The 12,922-nt window shown below is 71.6% G+C and carries 14 protein-coding genes; 5 read left to right on the top strand and 9 right to left on the bottom strand.

All coding sequences use genetic code 11. The features are described from left to right. The first annotated feature begins 22 nt into the window (after nucleotides 1–22). Complete coding sequence (locus JNW98_RS09925) at nucleotides 23–1,447, top strand: FAD-dependent monooxygenase (protein WP_223767762.1); 1,425 nt, start codon at nucleotides 23–25, stop codon at nucleotides 1,445–1,447. 15 nt (nucleotides 1,448–1,462) lie between these two features. Here the strand turns inward: JNW98_RS09925 and JNW98_RS09920 are convergent, their stop codons facing one another. Then, a complete protein-coding gene (locus JNW98_RS09920; RefSeq protein ID WP_223767761.1) occupies nucleotides 1,463–1,927 on the bottom strand; it encodes a hypothetical protein in 465 nt (154 codons plus the stop codon). Between the two features lie 217 nt (nucleotides 1,928–2,144). Here JNW98_RS09920 and JNW98_RS09915 point away from each other — a divergent pair, with 217 nt between their 5' ends. Then, the gene (locus tag JNW98_RS09915) at nucleotides 2,145–3,200 is read left to right on the top strand and encodes an agmatine deiminase family protein (protein ID WP_223767760.1); all 1,056 of its coding nucleotides are present in this window, start codon (nucleotides 2,145–2,147) and stop codon (nucleotides 3,198–3,200) included. Between the two features lie 3 nt (nucleotides 3,201–3,203). On the opposite strand, the gene JNW98_RS09910 is transcribed toward JNW98_RS09915, so the two are convergent. From JNW98_RS09910 to JNW98_RS09875, 8 genes are read right to left on the bottom strand one after another with little or no spacing between them, the layout of a single operon-like run. Further along, a complete protein-coding gene (locus tag JNW98_RS09910) occupies nucleotides 3,204–3,557 on the bottom strand; it encodes a metal-sulfur cluster assembly factor (protein ID WP_372459200.1) in 354 nt (117 codons plus the stop codon). After that, nucleotides 3,554–4,024 (bottom strand): Fe-S cluster assembly sulfur transfer protein SufU, encoded by a 471-nt coding sequence (gene sufU, locus JNW98_RS09905; protein ID WP_223767759.1) that lies wholly within the window; start codon nucleotides 4,022–4,024, stop codon nucleotides 3,554–3,556. Before sufU ends, JNW98_RS09910 begins: the two co-directional genes overlap by 4 nt. Nucleotides 4,025–4,037: 13 nt before the next feature. Further along, complete coding sequence (locus JNW98_RS09900) at nucleotides 4,038–5,294, bottom strand: cysteine desulfurase (RefSeq protein WP_223767758.1); 1,257 nt, start codon at nucleotides 5,292–5,294, stop codon at nucleotides 4,038–4,040. Continuing rightward, nucleotides 5,291–6,055 (bottom strand): Fe-S cluster assembly ATPase SufC, encoded by a 765-nt coding sequence (gene sufC / locus JNW98_RS09895; protein WP_223767757.1) that lies wholly within the window; start codon nucleotides 6,053–6,055, stop codon nucleotides 5,291–5,293. Before sufC ends, JNW98_RS09900 begins: the two co-directional genes overlap by 4 nt. 7 nt (nucleotides 6,056–6,062) lie before the next feature. After that, the gene (locus tag JNW98_RS09890) at nucleotides 6,063–6,392 is read right to left on the bottom strand and encodes a non-heme iron oxygenase ferredoxin subunit (protein WP_223767756.1); all 330 of its coding nucleotides are present in this window, start codon (nucleotides 6,390–6,392) and stop codon (nucleotides 6,063–6,065) included. Further along, a complete protein-coding gene (gene sufD / locus JNW98_RS09885; RefSeq protein WP_223767755.1) occupies nucleotides 6,389–7,570 on the bottom strand; it encodes a Fe-S cluster assembly protein SufD in 1,182 nt (393 codons plus the stop codon). Before sufD ends, JNW98_RS09890 begins: the two co-directional genes overlap by 4 nt. Before the next feature lie 59 nt (nucleotides 7,571–7,629). Continuing rightward, a complete protein-coding gene (gene sufB / locus JNW98_RS09880; protein WP_223767754.1) occupies nucleotides 7,630–9,051 on the bottom strand; it encodes a Fe-S cluster assembly protein SufB in 1,422 nt (473 codons plus the stop codon). Further along, nucleotides 9,048–9,788, bottom strand: coding sequence for a helix-turn-helix transcriptional regulator (locus JNW98_RS09875; protein ID WP_223767779.1), 741 nt, complete (start codon nucleotides 9,786–9,788; stop codon nucleotides 9,048–9,050). Before JNW98_RS09875 ends, sufB begins: the two co-directional genes overlap by 4 nt. A 266-nt stretch (nucleotides 9,789–10,054) precedes the next feature. On the opposite strand from JNW98_RS09875, the gene JNW98_RS09870 reads away from it, so the two are divergent. The 3 genes from JNW98_RS09870 (at nucleotide 10,055) to JNW98_RS09860 (ending at nucleotide 12,861) form a co-directional block, all read left to right on the top strand. Further along, nucleotides 10,055–11,002, top strand: coding sequence for an ABC transporter ATP-binding protein (locus JNW98_RS09870; protein WP_223767753.1), 948 nt, complete (start codon nucleotides 10,055–10,057; stop codon nucleotides 11,000–11,002). After that, the gene (locus JNW98_RS09865) at nucleotides 10,999–11,769 is read left to right on the top strand and encodes an ABC transporter permease (RefSeq protein ID WP_223767752.1); all 771 of its coding nucleotides are present in this window, start codon (nucleotides 10,999–11,001) and stop codon (nucleotides 11,767–11,769) included. Before JNW98_RS09870 ends, JNW98_RS09865 begins: the two co-directional genes overlap by 4 nt. Nucleotides 11,770–11,874: 105 nt before the next feature. Beyond that, nucleotides 11,875–12,861 (top strand): COX15/CtaA family protein, encoded by a 987-nt coding sequence (locus JNW98_RS09860; protein WP_223767751.1) that lies wholly within the window; start codon nucleotides 11,875–11,877, stop codon nucleotides 12,859–12,861. Nucleotides 12,862–12,922: the final 61 nt, after the last annotated feature.

Raw genomic sequence — 12,922 nt, 5'->3', positions numbered from 1 at the left:
GCCAGAGGAGGCGGACCCCGACATGCCCCCTGACGTGATCATCGCAGGAGCGGGCCCCACCGGCCTCCTCCTCGCCAACGAACTCGCCCTCGCGGGCGTCCGGACCATCGTCCTGGAGAAGGACCTCGAACGCGGCGGCCAGTCCCGCGCGCTCAACCTCCAGCCGCGCACCGCCGAGGTCCTGGACCTGCGCGGCCTCCTGGACCCGATCGCCGAACAGGCCGTCGCCACCCTGCCCACCGGCCACTTCGCCGGCATCCCGCTGGACTACTCGGTCTTCGGGACCCGCTTCCCCTACCAGGTCGGCATCCCGCAGGCCCGCGTCGAACGGTTCCTGGAGGACCGCCTCGCCGCGTACGGCGTCCCCGTCCTGCGCGGCCACGAGCTCACCGGTCTCGCCCAGGACGCCGACGGCGTCACCGCCACCGTCGCCGGCCCGGACGGCACCGCCACCCTCCGCGCCGCCTACCTCGTGGGCGCCGACGGCGGGCGCAGCCGGGTGCGCGGGGCACTCGGCGTCGGGTTCCCCGGGCGGGACGGACGGATCTCGCTGGCCGTCGCGGACATCGTGCCGGAGCCCCACGAGGCGCTGCCCACCGAGTGGCGCCTGCCCTCGTTCGACGTCGGCGGCGGCCCCTTCCTCATCCCGCTCGGCGACGGGGTCCACCGGTTCCTCTTCGCCGCCCCGGACCAGGCCGTGGACCGCGAAGCCCCGGTCACCGCCGAGGAGGTCCGCACCGCCCTCGCCACCGGCCCCGGGCCGCACCTCGCCCTCCGCGAGCTCCGCTGGGCCTCCCGGTTCACCGACGCCTCCCGGCAGGCGGACCGGTACGCCGTGGACCGGGTGCTGCTGGCGGGCGACGCCGCCCACATCCACTTCCCGGCGGGCGGCCAGGGGCTCAACCTCGGGATGCAGGACGCCTTCAACCTCGGCTGGAAGCTCGCCGCCACCGTCCGGGGCCACGCGCCGCGCGGCCTGCTGGACACGTACCACACCGAACGCCACCCGGTCGGGGCCGCGGTCCTGGAGAACACCCGGGCCCAGCTCGCCCTCCTGAACCCCGACGACGACGTCCGCGCCCTGCGCTCCCTCGTCTCCGGCCTCCTCGCGGAGCCGGCCGCCAACCGCCGGATCGCCGGCATGATCTCCGGCCTGGACATCCGCTACCCCATGCCCCCCGGCACCCCCGCCCACCCCCTCCTGGGCACCCGCCTCCCGAACATCCAACTCCCCACCGCCCGCGGCCTCTTCCTCACCCGCACCCCCACCCCGTCCCTCCACACCGCCATCGCCCCCTGGAGGGGCCGCGTCGACCACACCACCCTCCCGGACCTCCCCGCCGACGCCCTCCTCCTCCGCCCGGACGGCCACGTCTGCTGGGCGGGCACGCCGACCACCGCCGGCCTGCGACCGGCCCTCCACCACTGGTTCGGCCCCGCCTCCTGACCGGGCCGCCCGAGCTCACCCTTGGGCGCGCCGCAGCACCGTGGACGGGCAGTTGTCCGGGTCCGTCTCCTTGAACAGCACCCGCTCGTCACCATCCCGGCCGACGACGAGCGTGCTCAGCGGCCGGCGATGCCGCGGCGGGTCGAGAAAGGAAAGCCGGACCTGTACCTCCGCCACACCCGAGACCTTCGACAGGCTCCATGTCCCGGCCGTGTCGAACGTCTTGTCCTTCCGGTAGGACGGGGAGTCCTCGTACGGCCAGTCCGCCACGGAGAACGTCCCCCGCCCCGCCCCCGCGTCGTACCGAAGACGCACGGACATCCCGTCGGGCCCCTCGTACTCCCCCGCCACCTCCGCCTCCGAGGCCCTGGCGACCGCTTCCGGGCATCCCCGCCCACCCCCACTCAGCCGCGCGAACCCGAGAAGCCCACCGGCCACCAGCACGACCAGTACCGCCCCGCCGACCAGGAACCGCGGCACGGGGCCTCCCCTTCAATCTGCTGATCATGGACGCCCGCCGAGACTACCTCGCACGCCAGTTCGTCGCAGATCGGCACCCGGGAAGCCGGCCCGCCACGGCCGGGGGAACGGGCCCGGTGCGGCCGCGGCGCGCCGGGCCGGTCAACCACACTGGGGGCACAGGGGTCATACAGCGTGAGCGCCGCGCCTCGCCTCGCCCAGTGAAAGAAGGCCGACCATGCCCCAGTTGCCCGCCGAGACGCGGCCCCACGCCCGTACCTTCCTGGGCTGGCCGCCGCGCGGCCCGGTCTGGGGGCCGTACACCGGTGCCGTGCGCCGGGACGTCGCCGCCATCGCCCGCGCCGTCGCCGCGTACGAACCCGTCGCGGTGCTCGCCGCGCCCGAGGACGCCGCCGAGGCGCGCGCGGTCTGCGGCGGGGCCGTCGAGGTGGTCCGGATCCCCGTCGACGACCTGTGGCTGCGCGACTCGGGACCGACGTTCGTCGTCCGGGACGACGGCAGCGTCGCCGGCGTCGACCTGCACTTCAACGGGTGGGGCGGCAAGCAGGCGCACCCGCGGGACGGGGCCGTCGCCGAGCGGCTGCTCGCCGGCCTCGGGGTGCCGCGGATCGACGCGCCGCTGGTGGCCGAGGGCGGTGCGCTGGAGACCGACGGCGAGGGGACGCTGCTCGTCACCGAGAGCTCGCTCGTGAACGACAACCGCAACCCGGGACGGTCGCGGGACGACGTCGAGCGTTCCCTGAAGGAACTGTTCGGCGTCACGAAGGTCATCTGGCTCGCGGGCGTGCGCGGGCAGGACATCACCGACTGCCATGTGGACGCCCTCGCGCGGTTCGCCGCGCCCGGCACGGTCGTGCTGAGCGCCCCGCCGCCGGGGGCGGCTCCGGACGGCGTGTGGACGCGGGTGTACGCGCAGGCGCGCGCGGTGCTGGCCGGCGCGACCGACGCCCGCGGGCGCCCCCTGGAGATCGTCGAGCTGCCCGAGCCCGACCCGGCCGAACTCGGCGAGCGCGGCGCCGACTTCCTCGGCTGCTACGTGAACTTCTACGTCGCCAACGGCGTGGTCGTCGTGCCGCGCTTCGGCGACCGGCGGGCCGACGAGCGGGCCGTGTCGGTGCTGCGGGACCTGTACCCGGGCCGGGAGGTGCGGGCCGTGGAGATCCACGACCTGGCGGAGGGCGGCGGCGGGATCCACTGCGCCACACAGCAGCGGCCCGCCGCCCGGGAGGTGCCGGGTGGCGGGCCGCTGGAAGAACGAGCGATCAGACGTTAGCGATCATACGTTGAAGCCGAGGGCGCGGAGCTGCTCCCGGCCCTCGTCCGTGATCTTGTCCGGGCCCCACGGCGGCATCCAGACCCAGTTGATCCGGAGCTCGTTGACGATGCCCTCCGTCGCGGACTTCGCCTGGTCCTCGATGACGTCGGTCAGCGGGCAGGCCGCGGACGTCAGCGTCATGTCGAGGGTGGCGATGTTGGCGTCGTCGATGTGGATGCCGTAGATCAGGCCGAGATTGACGACGTCGATGCCCAGCTCGGGGTCGACCACGTCGTACAGGGCCTCGCGGACCTCGTCCTCGGTGGCCGGCTTGGTGGTGGTCATCTCGCCCTCGGTGGCCAGCTCGTCGCTCATACCGTCTTCCTCGTGCTCTCGGGGTGCTCGCCCAGCGCCTGGGCGGTCGCGTCCTTCCAGGCCATCCAGCTCAGCAGGGCGCACTTCACCCGCGCGGGGTACTTGGAGACACCGGCGAACGCGACCGCGTCCTCCAGTACCTCCTCCATCGCGTCGTCCGGCTCGACCTTGCCCTTGGACTGCATCAGCTCCAGGAAGGTCTCCTGGATCCGCCGGGCGTCGTCGAGCTCCTTGCCGACCAGCAGGTCGTTGAGGACCGAGGCGCTGGCCTGGCTGATGGAACAGCCCTGGCCCTCGTACGAGACGTCTTCGATCGTCTCACCGGAGAGCCGGACGCGCAGGGTGATCTCGTCGCCGCACGTCGGATTGACGTGGTGCACCTCGGCGTCGCCGTCCCGCAAGCCCCGGCCGTGCGGGTGCTTGTAGTGGTCCAGGATGACGTCCTGGTACATCGAATCAAGCTTCACAGTCCGCTGCCCATCAGCCGAAGAAGTTCCGGACGTGCTCCAGGCCCTCGACCAGCGCGTCGACCTCGCCGGGGGTGGAGTACAGGTAGAACGACGCCCGCGTGGTCGCCGGAATTCCGTACCGCAGGCAGACGGGCCGCGCGCAGTGGTGGCCGACCCGGACGGCGATGCCCTGCTCGTCGAGGACCTGGCCCACGTCGTGCGGGTGGATGTCGCCGAGCGTGAAGGAGATCGCGGCGCCGCGGTCCTCGGCCGTGGTGGGGCCGATCAGCCGGAGGTCGGGGACCTCCTGGAGCCGCTGGATCGCGTACTGGGTGATCGCGTGCTCGTGCCGCGCGATCTTGTCCATGCCGATCGAGGTGAGGTAGTCCACGGCCGCGCCGAGGCCGATGGCCTGGGCGATCGGGGGCGTACCGGCCTCGAACTTGTGCGGCGCCGGGGCGTAGGTGGACGAGTGCATCGAGACGGTCTCGATCATCTCGCCGCCGCCGAGGAACGGCGGCAGGTCCTCCAGCAGCTCCTGGCGGCCCCACAGCACGCCGATGCCGTCCGGGCCGCACATCTTGTGGCCGGTGAAGGCCACGAAGTCGGCCTGGAGCGCCTGGACGTCCAGCGGCATGTGCGGCGCGGCCTGCGAGGCGTCGACGACGACCAGCGCTCCGACCTCCTGGGCGCGGCGGACGATCGCCTCGACCGGGTTGACCGTGCCCAGGATGTTGGAGACCAGCACGAACGAGACGACCTTGGTCTTCTCGGTGATGACCTGCTCGATGTTCGACAGGTCGAGCCGGCCGTCGTCGGTCAGCCCGAACCACTTCAGCTTCGCGCCGGTGCGCTGCGCGAGCAGCTGCCACGGGACGATGTTGGAGTGGTGCTCCATCTCCGTGATGACGATCTCGGTGTCGTGGTCCACCCGGTAGGGCTCGTCGGCCCAGCCGAGCATGTTCGCCACGAGGTTGAGCGCTTCCGAGGCGTTCTTGGTGAATATGACCTCGTCGCGGCTGGGCGCGTTGACGAACGCGGCGATCTTGTCGCGCGCGCCCTCGTACAGCGCGGTGGCCTCCTCGGCGAGGACGTGGACACCGCGGTGCACGTTGGCGTTGTGCTGCTCGTAGTACTCGTTGATGACGTCGAGCACCTGGCGCGGCTTCTGCGAAGTCGCCGCGTTGTCCAGGTAGACGAGCTTCTTGCCGTCGTGCAGGACGCGGTCGAGGATGGGGAAGTCCTTGCGGATCGCCTCGGTGTCGAGGAGCCCCGGGATATGTGTCACGCGGTGACGCCTCCCGTCGTGTACGCCTCGTAGCCCTCTTCCTCCAGCTTGTCGGCGAGCTCGGCGCCGCCGGACTCGGCGATGCGGCCGTTCGCGAACACGTGCACGAAGTCCGGCTTGATGTAGCGCAGGATGCGGGTGTAGTGCGTGATCAGCAGGGTGCCCACCTCACCGGTGTCACGGACCCGGTTGACGCCCTCGGAGACGATGCGCAGGGCGTCGACGTCCAGGCCCGAGTCGGTCTCGTCCAGAATCGCGATCTTCGGCTTGAGGAGCTCCAGCTGGAGGATCTCGTGCCGCTTCTTCTCACCACCGGAGAAGCCCTCGTTGACGTTGCGCTCGGCGAAGGAGGGGTCCATGTGCAGGCGCGCCATGGACTCCTTGACCTCCTTGACCCAGGTGCGCAGCTTGGGGGCCTCGCCGCGGATCGCGGTGGCGGAGGTGCGGAGGAAGTTGGAGACCGAGACGCCGGGCACCTCGACCGGGTACTGCATGGCGAGGAAGACGCCGGCGCGGGCGCGCTCGTCGACGGACATCTCCAGGACGTCCTCGCCGTCGAGGGTGACGGTGCCGCCGGTGATCGTGTACTTGGGGTGGCCCGCCAGCGAGTAGGCCAGGGTGGACTTGCCGGAGCCGTTCGGGCCCATGATGGCGTGGGTCTCGCCCTGCTTCACGGTCAGGTCGACGCCACGCAGGATCTCCCGGGGGCCGCCTTCGGCGTCGACGGAGACGTGCAGGTCGTGGATCTCAAGCGTTGCCATGGGGAACTCAGGACTCCTGGGTGATGGAAACGAGCACAGACGCGTCTGGGCCGTCTCCTTCGATCTTGACGGGGTAAACGGGGACCGGTCGGGTGGCCGGGAGACCCGAGGGCTTTCCGGTGCGCAGGTCGAAGGTGGAGCCGTGCAGCCAGCATTCGATGGCGCAGTCCTCCACCTCGCCCTCGGAGAGCGAGACGTTGGCGTGCGAGCAGATGTCGTGGATGGCGAAGACCTCGCCCTCGGTGCGGACGATCGACACGGGGGTGCCGTCGACCTCCACCCGCTTGGGCGTGTCATCCTCCAGTTCACCGAGCGCGGCGACGCGTACGTAGGTCATGCGACGGACGCCTCCAGCTCGGCCTCGATCTTGGCGATCAGGCGCTCCTCCAGCTCGGGAATGCCGATCTGCTGGACGAGCTCGGCGAAGAAGCCGCGGACGACCAGCCGGCGGGCCTCGTCGGCCGGGATGCCGCGGGCCATCAGGTAGAACAGCTGCTCGTCGTCGAAGCGGCCGGTCGCCGAGGCGTGGCCGGCGCCGACGATCTCACCGGTCTCGATCTCCAGGTTGGGGACCGAGTCGACGCGGGCGCCGTCGGTGAGGACGAGGTTGCGGTTGAGCTCGTAGGTGTCGGTGCCCTCGGCCGCGGCGCGGATGAGGACGTCGCCGATCCAGACGGCGTGCGCGTCCTTGCCCTGGAGGGCGCCCTTGAAGACCACGTTGCTGCGGCAGTGCGGCGTGTCGTGGTCGACGAAGAGGCGGTGCTCCTGGTGCTGGCCGTTGTCGGTGAAGTACAGGCCGTAGAGCTCGGCCTCGCCACCGGGGGCGCCGTAGACGACGCGCGGGTGCAGCCGGACCAGGTCGCCGCCGAAGGTGACGATCACGGACTTGAAGCGGGCGTCGCGGCCGACCAGCGCGGTGTGCTGCGCGGCGTGCACCGCCGAGTCGTCCCAGTCCTGGACGGAGACGACGGTGAGCTTGGCGCCGTCGCCGAGCAGGTACTCGACGTTGGCGGCCAGGGTGGCGTCGCCGGTGTGGTCGATGACGACGATGGCCTCGGAGAAGGCGCCGATCTCGACGACCTGGTGGCCGTAGGCCACGCCGCCCTCGCCGTGCACGGCGATCCGCACGGGCTCGGTGAGCACGGTGTTCTTGGGGATCGAGACGACGGACGCCTTCTCGAAGGAGCTGTACGCCTGGGCGGCCACCCGGTCGACGGGCTTGCCGGCCTTGCCGAGCCGGGCGTCGTCCCGGCCGACGGTCTCCACGGTGACGCCTTCGGGGGCGGTCACCTCGACCTTGACGCCGGCGCCGTCGGCCACCGCGGTGCCGTCGTGCAGGCCGCGGAGGCGCTCCAGCGGGGTGAACCGCCACTCCTCCTCACGGCCGTGCGGCACGGGGAAGTCGGCGACGTCGTACGAGGCGGGGGCGCTGACCCGCGCGTCGATGGGCTGCTTGGCCCCGCCCACCTGGATGGCGCCGTCGGTGGTGCTGCCGGCGGGAGTGTTGTCAGCCATGGCTGTCGTGGTGCTCTCTTCCTGTCAAAAAGGGTCGCTGCGGTCGAAGGCGGCGGGCGTCAGCCGACCGAGCCTTCCATCTGCAGCTCGATCAGCCGGTTGAGCTCCAGCGCGTACTCCATCGGCAGCTCGCGGGCGATCGGCTCGACGAAGCCGCGCACGATCATCGCCATGGCCTCGTCCTCCGACAGACCGCGGCTCATCAGGTAGAAGAGCTGGTCGTCGCTGACCTTGGAGACGGTCGCCTCGTGGCCCATGGACACGTCGTCCTCGCGGACGTCCACGTAGGGGTAGGTGTCCGAACGGGAGATGGTGTCCACCAGCAGCGCGTCGCAGAGCACGTTGGACTTGGAGCCGTGGGCGCCCTCACCGATCTCGATGAGACCGCGGTACGAGGTACGGCCGCCGCCCCGCGCCACCGACTTGGAGACGATGTTGGAGGAGGTGTTGGGCGCCATGTGGACCATCTTGGCGCCGGCGTCCTGGTGCTGGCCCTCGCCGGAGAAGGCGATGGACAGCGTCTCGCCCTTGGCGTGCTCGCCCATCAGGTAGACGGCGGGGTACTTCATCGTCACCTTGGAGCCGATGTTGCCGTCGACCCACTCCATGGTCGCGCCCTCGTACGCCACGGCGCGCTTGGTGACCAGGTTGTAGACGTTGTTCGACCAGTTCTGGATGGTCGTGTAGCGGCAGCGGCCACCCTTCTTGACGATGATCTCCACGACGGCACTGTGCAGCGAGTCGGAGGAGTAGATCGGGGCGGTGCAGCCCTCGACGTAGTGCACGTAGGCGTTCTCGTCGACGATGATCAGCGTCCGCTCGAACTGGCCCATGTTCTCCGTGTTGATCCGGAAGTAGGCCTGGAGCGGGATGTCGACGTGAACGCCCGGCGGGACGTAGATGAAGGAGCCACCGGACCACACGGCCGAGTTCAGCGAGGCGAACTTGTTGTCACCGACCGGGATGACCGTGCCGAAGTACTCCTGGAAGAGCTCGGGGTGCTCCTTCAGGGCGGTGTCGGTGTCCAGGAAGATGACGCCCTGCTCCTCCAGGTCCTCACGGATCTGGTGGTAGACGACCTCGGACTCGTACTGGGCGGCGACACCGGCGACGAGGCGCTGCTTCTCCGCCTCGGGGATGCCCAGCTTGTCGTAGGTGTTCTTGATGTCCTCGGGCAGGTCCTCCCAGGAGGCGGCCTGCTTCTCCGTGGAGCGGACGAAGTACTTGATGTTGTCGAAGTCGATGCCGGTGAGGTCGGAGCCCCAGGTCGGCATGGGCTTCTTGTCGAAGAGCCGCAGGCCCTTCAGACGCAGCTTGAGCATCCACTCCGGCTCGGACTTCTTCGCCGAGATGTCGCGGACGACCTCCTCGGAGAGGCCGCGCTTGGCCGCGGCGCCGGCCGCGTCGGAGTCGGCCCAGCCGTATTCGTACGTGCCCAGGCCCTCAAGCTCAGGGTGGGCAGTCTCCGTGGGGAGAGTCATGCGGGGTTCCTCCCGGCCGTGCTGGTGGATGCGGTGGTCGTCTCGGTGGACGCTGTCTTGGGGATGAACGTCGTGCACACCCCGTCGCCGTGGGCGATGGTGGCAAGACGTTGCACATGCGTCCCGAGCAGGCGGGAGAAGACCTCGGTCTCCGCCTCGCACAGCTGCGGGAACTGCTCGGCGACATGGGCGACCGGGCAGTGGTGCTGGCAGAGCTGTTCGCCGACCGGCGCTGTGCGCGCCGTAGCAGCGTACCCGTCCTCGGTCAATGCCCTGGCCAGCAGGCGGGCCCGCTCCTCGGGGGGCGCGGCCTCCAGGGCCGCCCGGTAGCCCTCGGCCTGGGCGGCCATCCGGGCCCGGGCGAACGCGGCGACCGCGGCCTCGCCCATCTCGCCGCCGCCGGCGGCCTGGGCGATCCAGCGCAGGGCGTCGGCCGCGAGCTTGTCGTAGGCCTGGTCGAAGGCGTCCCGGCCGCAGTCCGTCAGGACGAAGACCTTGGCGGGGCGGCCGCGGGTGCGGGTGCCGTAGACCCGCTTCTCGCGGGGCTCGACCATGCCCTCGGCGGCCAGCACGTCCAGGTGGCGGCGGACCGCCGCCTGGGTGAGCTCCAGGCGCAGGGCCAGCTCGGCGGCGGTGGACGGGCCGTGGTCGAGGATGGAGCGGGCCACGCGCGCGCGGGTGCCGCGCTGCTCGTCGTGGGCACGCTGCTCCTCGCGTGCCGGGGCCGCCGGGGACACCGGGGATACGGCCTCGCGAGCCGCGGGCACGGGCGTACCGGCCGCGGGTACGGGCGATCCGGGTCCGGCGGCCGTACCGGCCGGGGGCCCTTCCGGTGCCTCGCCCGCGTATTTCACAACACCATTGTTGCGTAATTACCTGAGCCGGGACAAGCCTCGACGCCCCGTCCGGCGGTGGTCTCGATCACTAAGGGTCACCTAACCGGCACGGCGATCACGCACCCCGGCGGCATCGGGAGGCCCGCGGGGTTCGTAGACTTCCCGCCATGCGCAGCGCCTTCCCGGAGGACCCCCGGACCCCGGCGGTCGAGGTCCACGGCCTCGTCAAGCGGTACGGGCGGAAGACCGCGGTGGACGGTCTCGACCTGTCCGTCGCGGCCGGCACCCTCACCGCCGTCCTCGGCCCCAACGGGGCCGGCAAGACCACCACCGTCGAGACCTGCGAGGGCTACCGCCGCCCCGACGCCGGCACCGTCCGCGTCCTCGGCCTCGATCCGGTGGCCGACGCCGCCACCCTGCGCCCGCGCGTCGGCGTGATGCTGCAGAGCGGCGGGATCTACTCGGGCGCCCGCGCCGACGAGATGCTGCGGCACTTGGCCGCCCTGCACGCCCACCCGCTGGACGTGGGCATGCTGATCGAACGCCTCGGCCTGGACTCCTGCGGACGCACGACGTACCGGCGGCTCTCCGGCGGCCAGCAGCAGCGGCTCTCCCTGGCCATGGCCGTGGTCGGCCGCCCCGAGCTGGTCTTCCTGGACGAGCCCACGGCCGGCCTCGACCCCCAGGCGCGCCGCGCGACCTGGGACCTGGTCCGGGAGCTGCGCGAGGACGGCGTCACCGTCGTGCTCACCACCCACCACATGGAGGAGGCGGAGGAGCTCGCCGACGACGTCGCGATCATCGACGCCGGCCGGGTCATCGCCCAGGGCAGCCCCGAGGAGCTGTGCAAGGGCGGCGCGGAGAACACCCTCCGCTTCACCGGCCGGGCCGGCCTGGACGTCGCCTCCCTCCTCAAGGCCCTCCCCGCCGACTGCGCGGCCGTCGAGCTCACCCCCGGCTCGTACCGGGTCACCGGCTCCGTCGACCCGCAGCTGCTCGCCACGGTGACCACCTGGTGCGCGCAGCACGGCGTGATGCCGGACCGGATAGCCGTGGAGCGGCACACCCTGGAGGACGTCTTCCTCGAACTGACGGGCAAGGAGCTGCGCGCATGACCACCCCGGGAACCTTCGCCCCCCGCCCCGGCGCCGCCCCCCTCCCCCGGATGATCCGCGCGCAGGCCGCGCTGGAGACCCGGATGCTGCTGCGCAACGGCGAGCAGCTGCTGCTGACGGTCGTCATCCCGACGCTGCTGCTGGTCCTCTTCAGCACGGTCGACGTCGTGGACACGGGCGACGGGAAGGCGGTCGACTTCCTCGCCCCCGGCATCCTCGCCCTGGCCGTGTTGTCCACCGCCTTCACCGGCCAGGCCATCGCCACCGGCTTCGACCGGCGGTACGGGGTGCTCAAGCGGCTCGGCGCGTCCCCGCTGCCGCGCTGGGGGCTGATGGCCGCCAAGACGGCGTCGGTGCTGGTCACCGAGGTACTCCAGGTCGTCCTGCTGACGGTGATCGCGTTCGCGCTCGGCTGGTCGCCGCACGGCAACCCGTTCGCTGTCCTCCTGCTGCTCGTCCTCGGCACGGCCGCGTTCTCCGGCCTCGGCCTGCTGATGGCGGGCACGCTGAAGGCGGAGGCGACCCTGGCGGCGGCGAACCTGGTCTTCCTGCTGCTGCTCGTCGGCGGTGGCGTGATCGTGCCGCTGGACCGCTTCCCGGACGCCGCCCGGGCGGTGCTGGAGCTGCTGCCGATCTCGGCCCTCTCCGACGGGCTCCGGGACGTGCTGCGGGACGGCGCCGGGATGCCCTGGCGGGACCTCGGCATCCTCGCCGTGTGGGCGGTGCTGGGCCTCGGCGCGGCGGCCCGCTTCTTCCGCTGGGAGTGATCACGCGGCCGGCGTGAGCGCCGATGACACGGCGCTCACCTCGGCTTTCGCGCCCCGCCCCACCCCTCGTGAATCCATGCACAAGCGGGCCCTTACGATGAGCCCGTGCCGAATTCGCTGAATCCTCTGCAGGCCATCGCCGACCGCTGGCAGCCCTCCGCGCGCTTCGTCCGGCGGGCCGCGTTCGCCTGCGTCGTCATGGGCGTGATCATCGTGGTGACGGGTGGCGCGGTCCGGCTCACGCAGTCCGGTCTGGGCTGCCCGACGTGGCCGACCTGCACCGAGGACAGCCTCACGCCCACCCCGGCGATGGGCATCAACGGCGTCATCGAGTTCACCAACCGCATGCTGACCTACGTGCTCTGCGTGGTCGTCGGCATCGCGATCATCGCGGCCCGCGCCCGGAGCCCGCGCCGCCGGGACCTGACCCGGCTGGGCTGGGCCCAGTTCTGGATCGTCGCGGGCAACGGCATCATCGGCGGCGTCACGGTCCTCACCGGCCTCAACCCGTACATCGTCGCCGCGCACTTCCTCGCCGCGACGGCGCTGCTGACCGTCGCCGTGGTCATGTGGCACCGGTCCGGTGAGGGCGACGACGCGCCGCGCGACCTGGTGGCCCGCCCGGTCCGCCAGCTGAGCTGGGTGCTGGTCGTCTCGACCGTCCTGCTGATCGTGGCGGGCACGGTGGTCACCGGCTCGGGGCAGCACGCGGGCGACGCGTCGAAGGACGTCCACCGCATCCCGCTGAACTTCCGGGAGATCACCCAGCTCCACGTGGACCTGGTGTTCATCGTGCTCGGCCTGACGGTGGCGCTGTGGTTCGCGCTGCGCGCCGTGAAGGCGCCGGGCGGGCCGCGCCGCCGGGTGGTGGAGCTGTTCGCCGTCCTGATGCTGCAGGGCGCCGTCGGCTACGTGCAGTACTTCAACGACTCGCCCGAGTTCGTCGTCGGCACGCACATGTTCGGATCCTGCCTGGTCTGGATCGCCGTCCTGCGGGCCTTCCTCTCGCTGCGGGACCGCGGCGAGCTCGTGACGCTCCCGTCCCCCGCCGCGGAGCCCGAGCCGGCGAAACTGGCCGCCGCCGAGCGCTGAGCGACCGCATACGAAACCGGAGGGGCGGACACGAAAGCGTGTCCGCCCCTCCGGCGTTTTC

Source organism: Streptomyces huiliensis (assembly GCF_020037025.1).
GTDB classification, from domain to species: domain Bacteria; phylum Actinomycetota; class Actinomycetes; order Streptomycetales; family Streptomycetaceae; genus Streptomyces; species Streptomyces huiliensis.
Note: the sequence above shows the minus strand (reverse complement) of the source record. Positions and strands in the feature narration are given on the sequence as shown.

Coding starts and splice junctions, on each gene's coding strand:
- JNW98_RS09925 (WP_223767762.1), top strand. CDS start 23: ATGCCCCCTGACGTGATCATCGCAGGAGCGGGCCCCACCGGCCTCCTC.
- JNW98_RS09915 (WP_223767760.1), top strand. CDS start 2,145: ATGCCCCAGTTGCCCGCCGAGACGCGGCCCCACGCCCGTACCTTCCTG.
- JNW98_RS09910 (WP_372459200.1), bottom strand. CDS start 3,557: ATGAGCGACGAGCTGGCCACCGAGGGCGAGATGACCACCACCAAGCCG.
- sufC (WP_223767757.1), bottom strand. CDS start 6,055: ATGGCAACGCTTGAGATCCACGACCTGCACGTCTCCGTCGACGCCGAA.
- JNW98_RS09890 (WP_223767756.1), bottom strand. CDS start 6,392: ATGACCTACGTACGCGTCGCCGCGCTCGGTGAACTGGAGGATGACACG.
- sufD (WP_223767755.1), bottom strand. CDS start 7,570: ATGGCTGACAACACTCCCGCCGGCAGCACCACCGACGGCGCCATCCAG.
- sufB (WP_223767754.1), bottom strand. CDS start 9,051: ATGACTCTCCCCACGGAGACTGCCCACCCTGAGCTTGAGGGCCTGGGC.
- JNW98_RS09870 (WP_223767753.1), top strand. CDS start 10,055: ATGCGCAGCGCCTTCCCGGAGGACCCCCGGACCCCGGCGGTCGAGGTC.
- JNW98_RS09865 (WP_223767752.1), top strand. CDS start 10,999: ATGACCACCCCGGGAACCTTCGCCCCCCGCCCCGGCGCCGCCCCCCTC.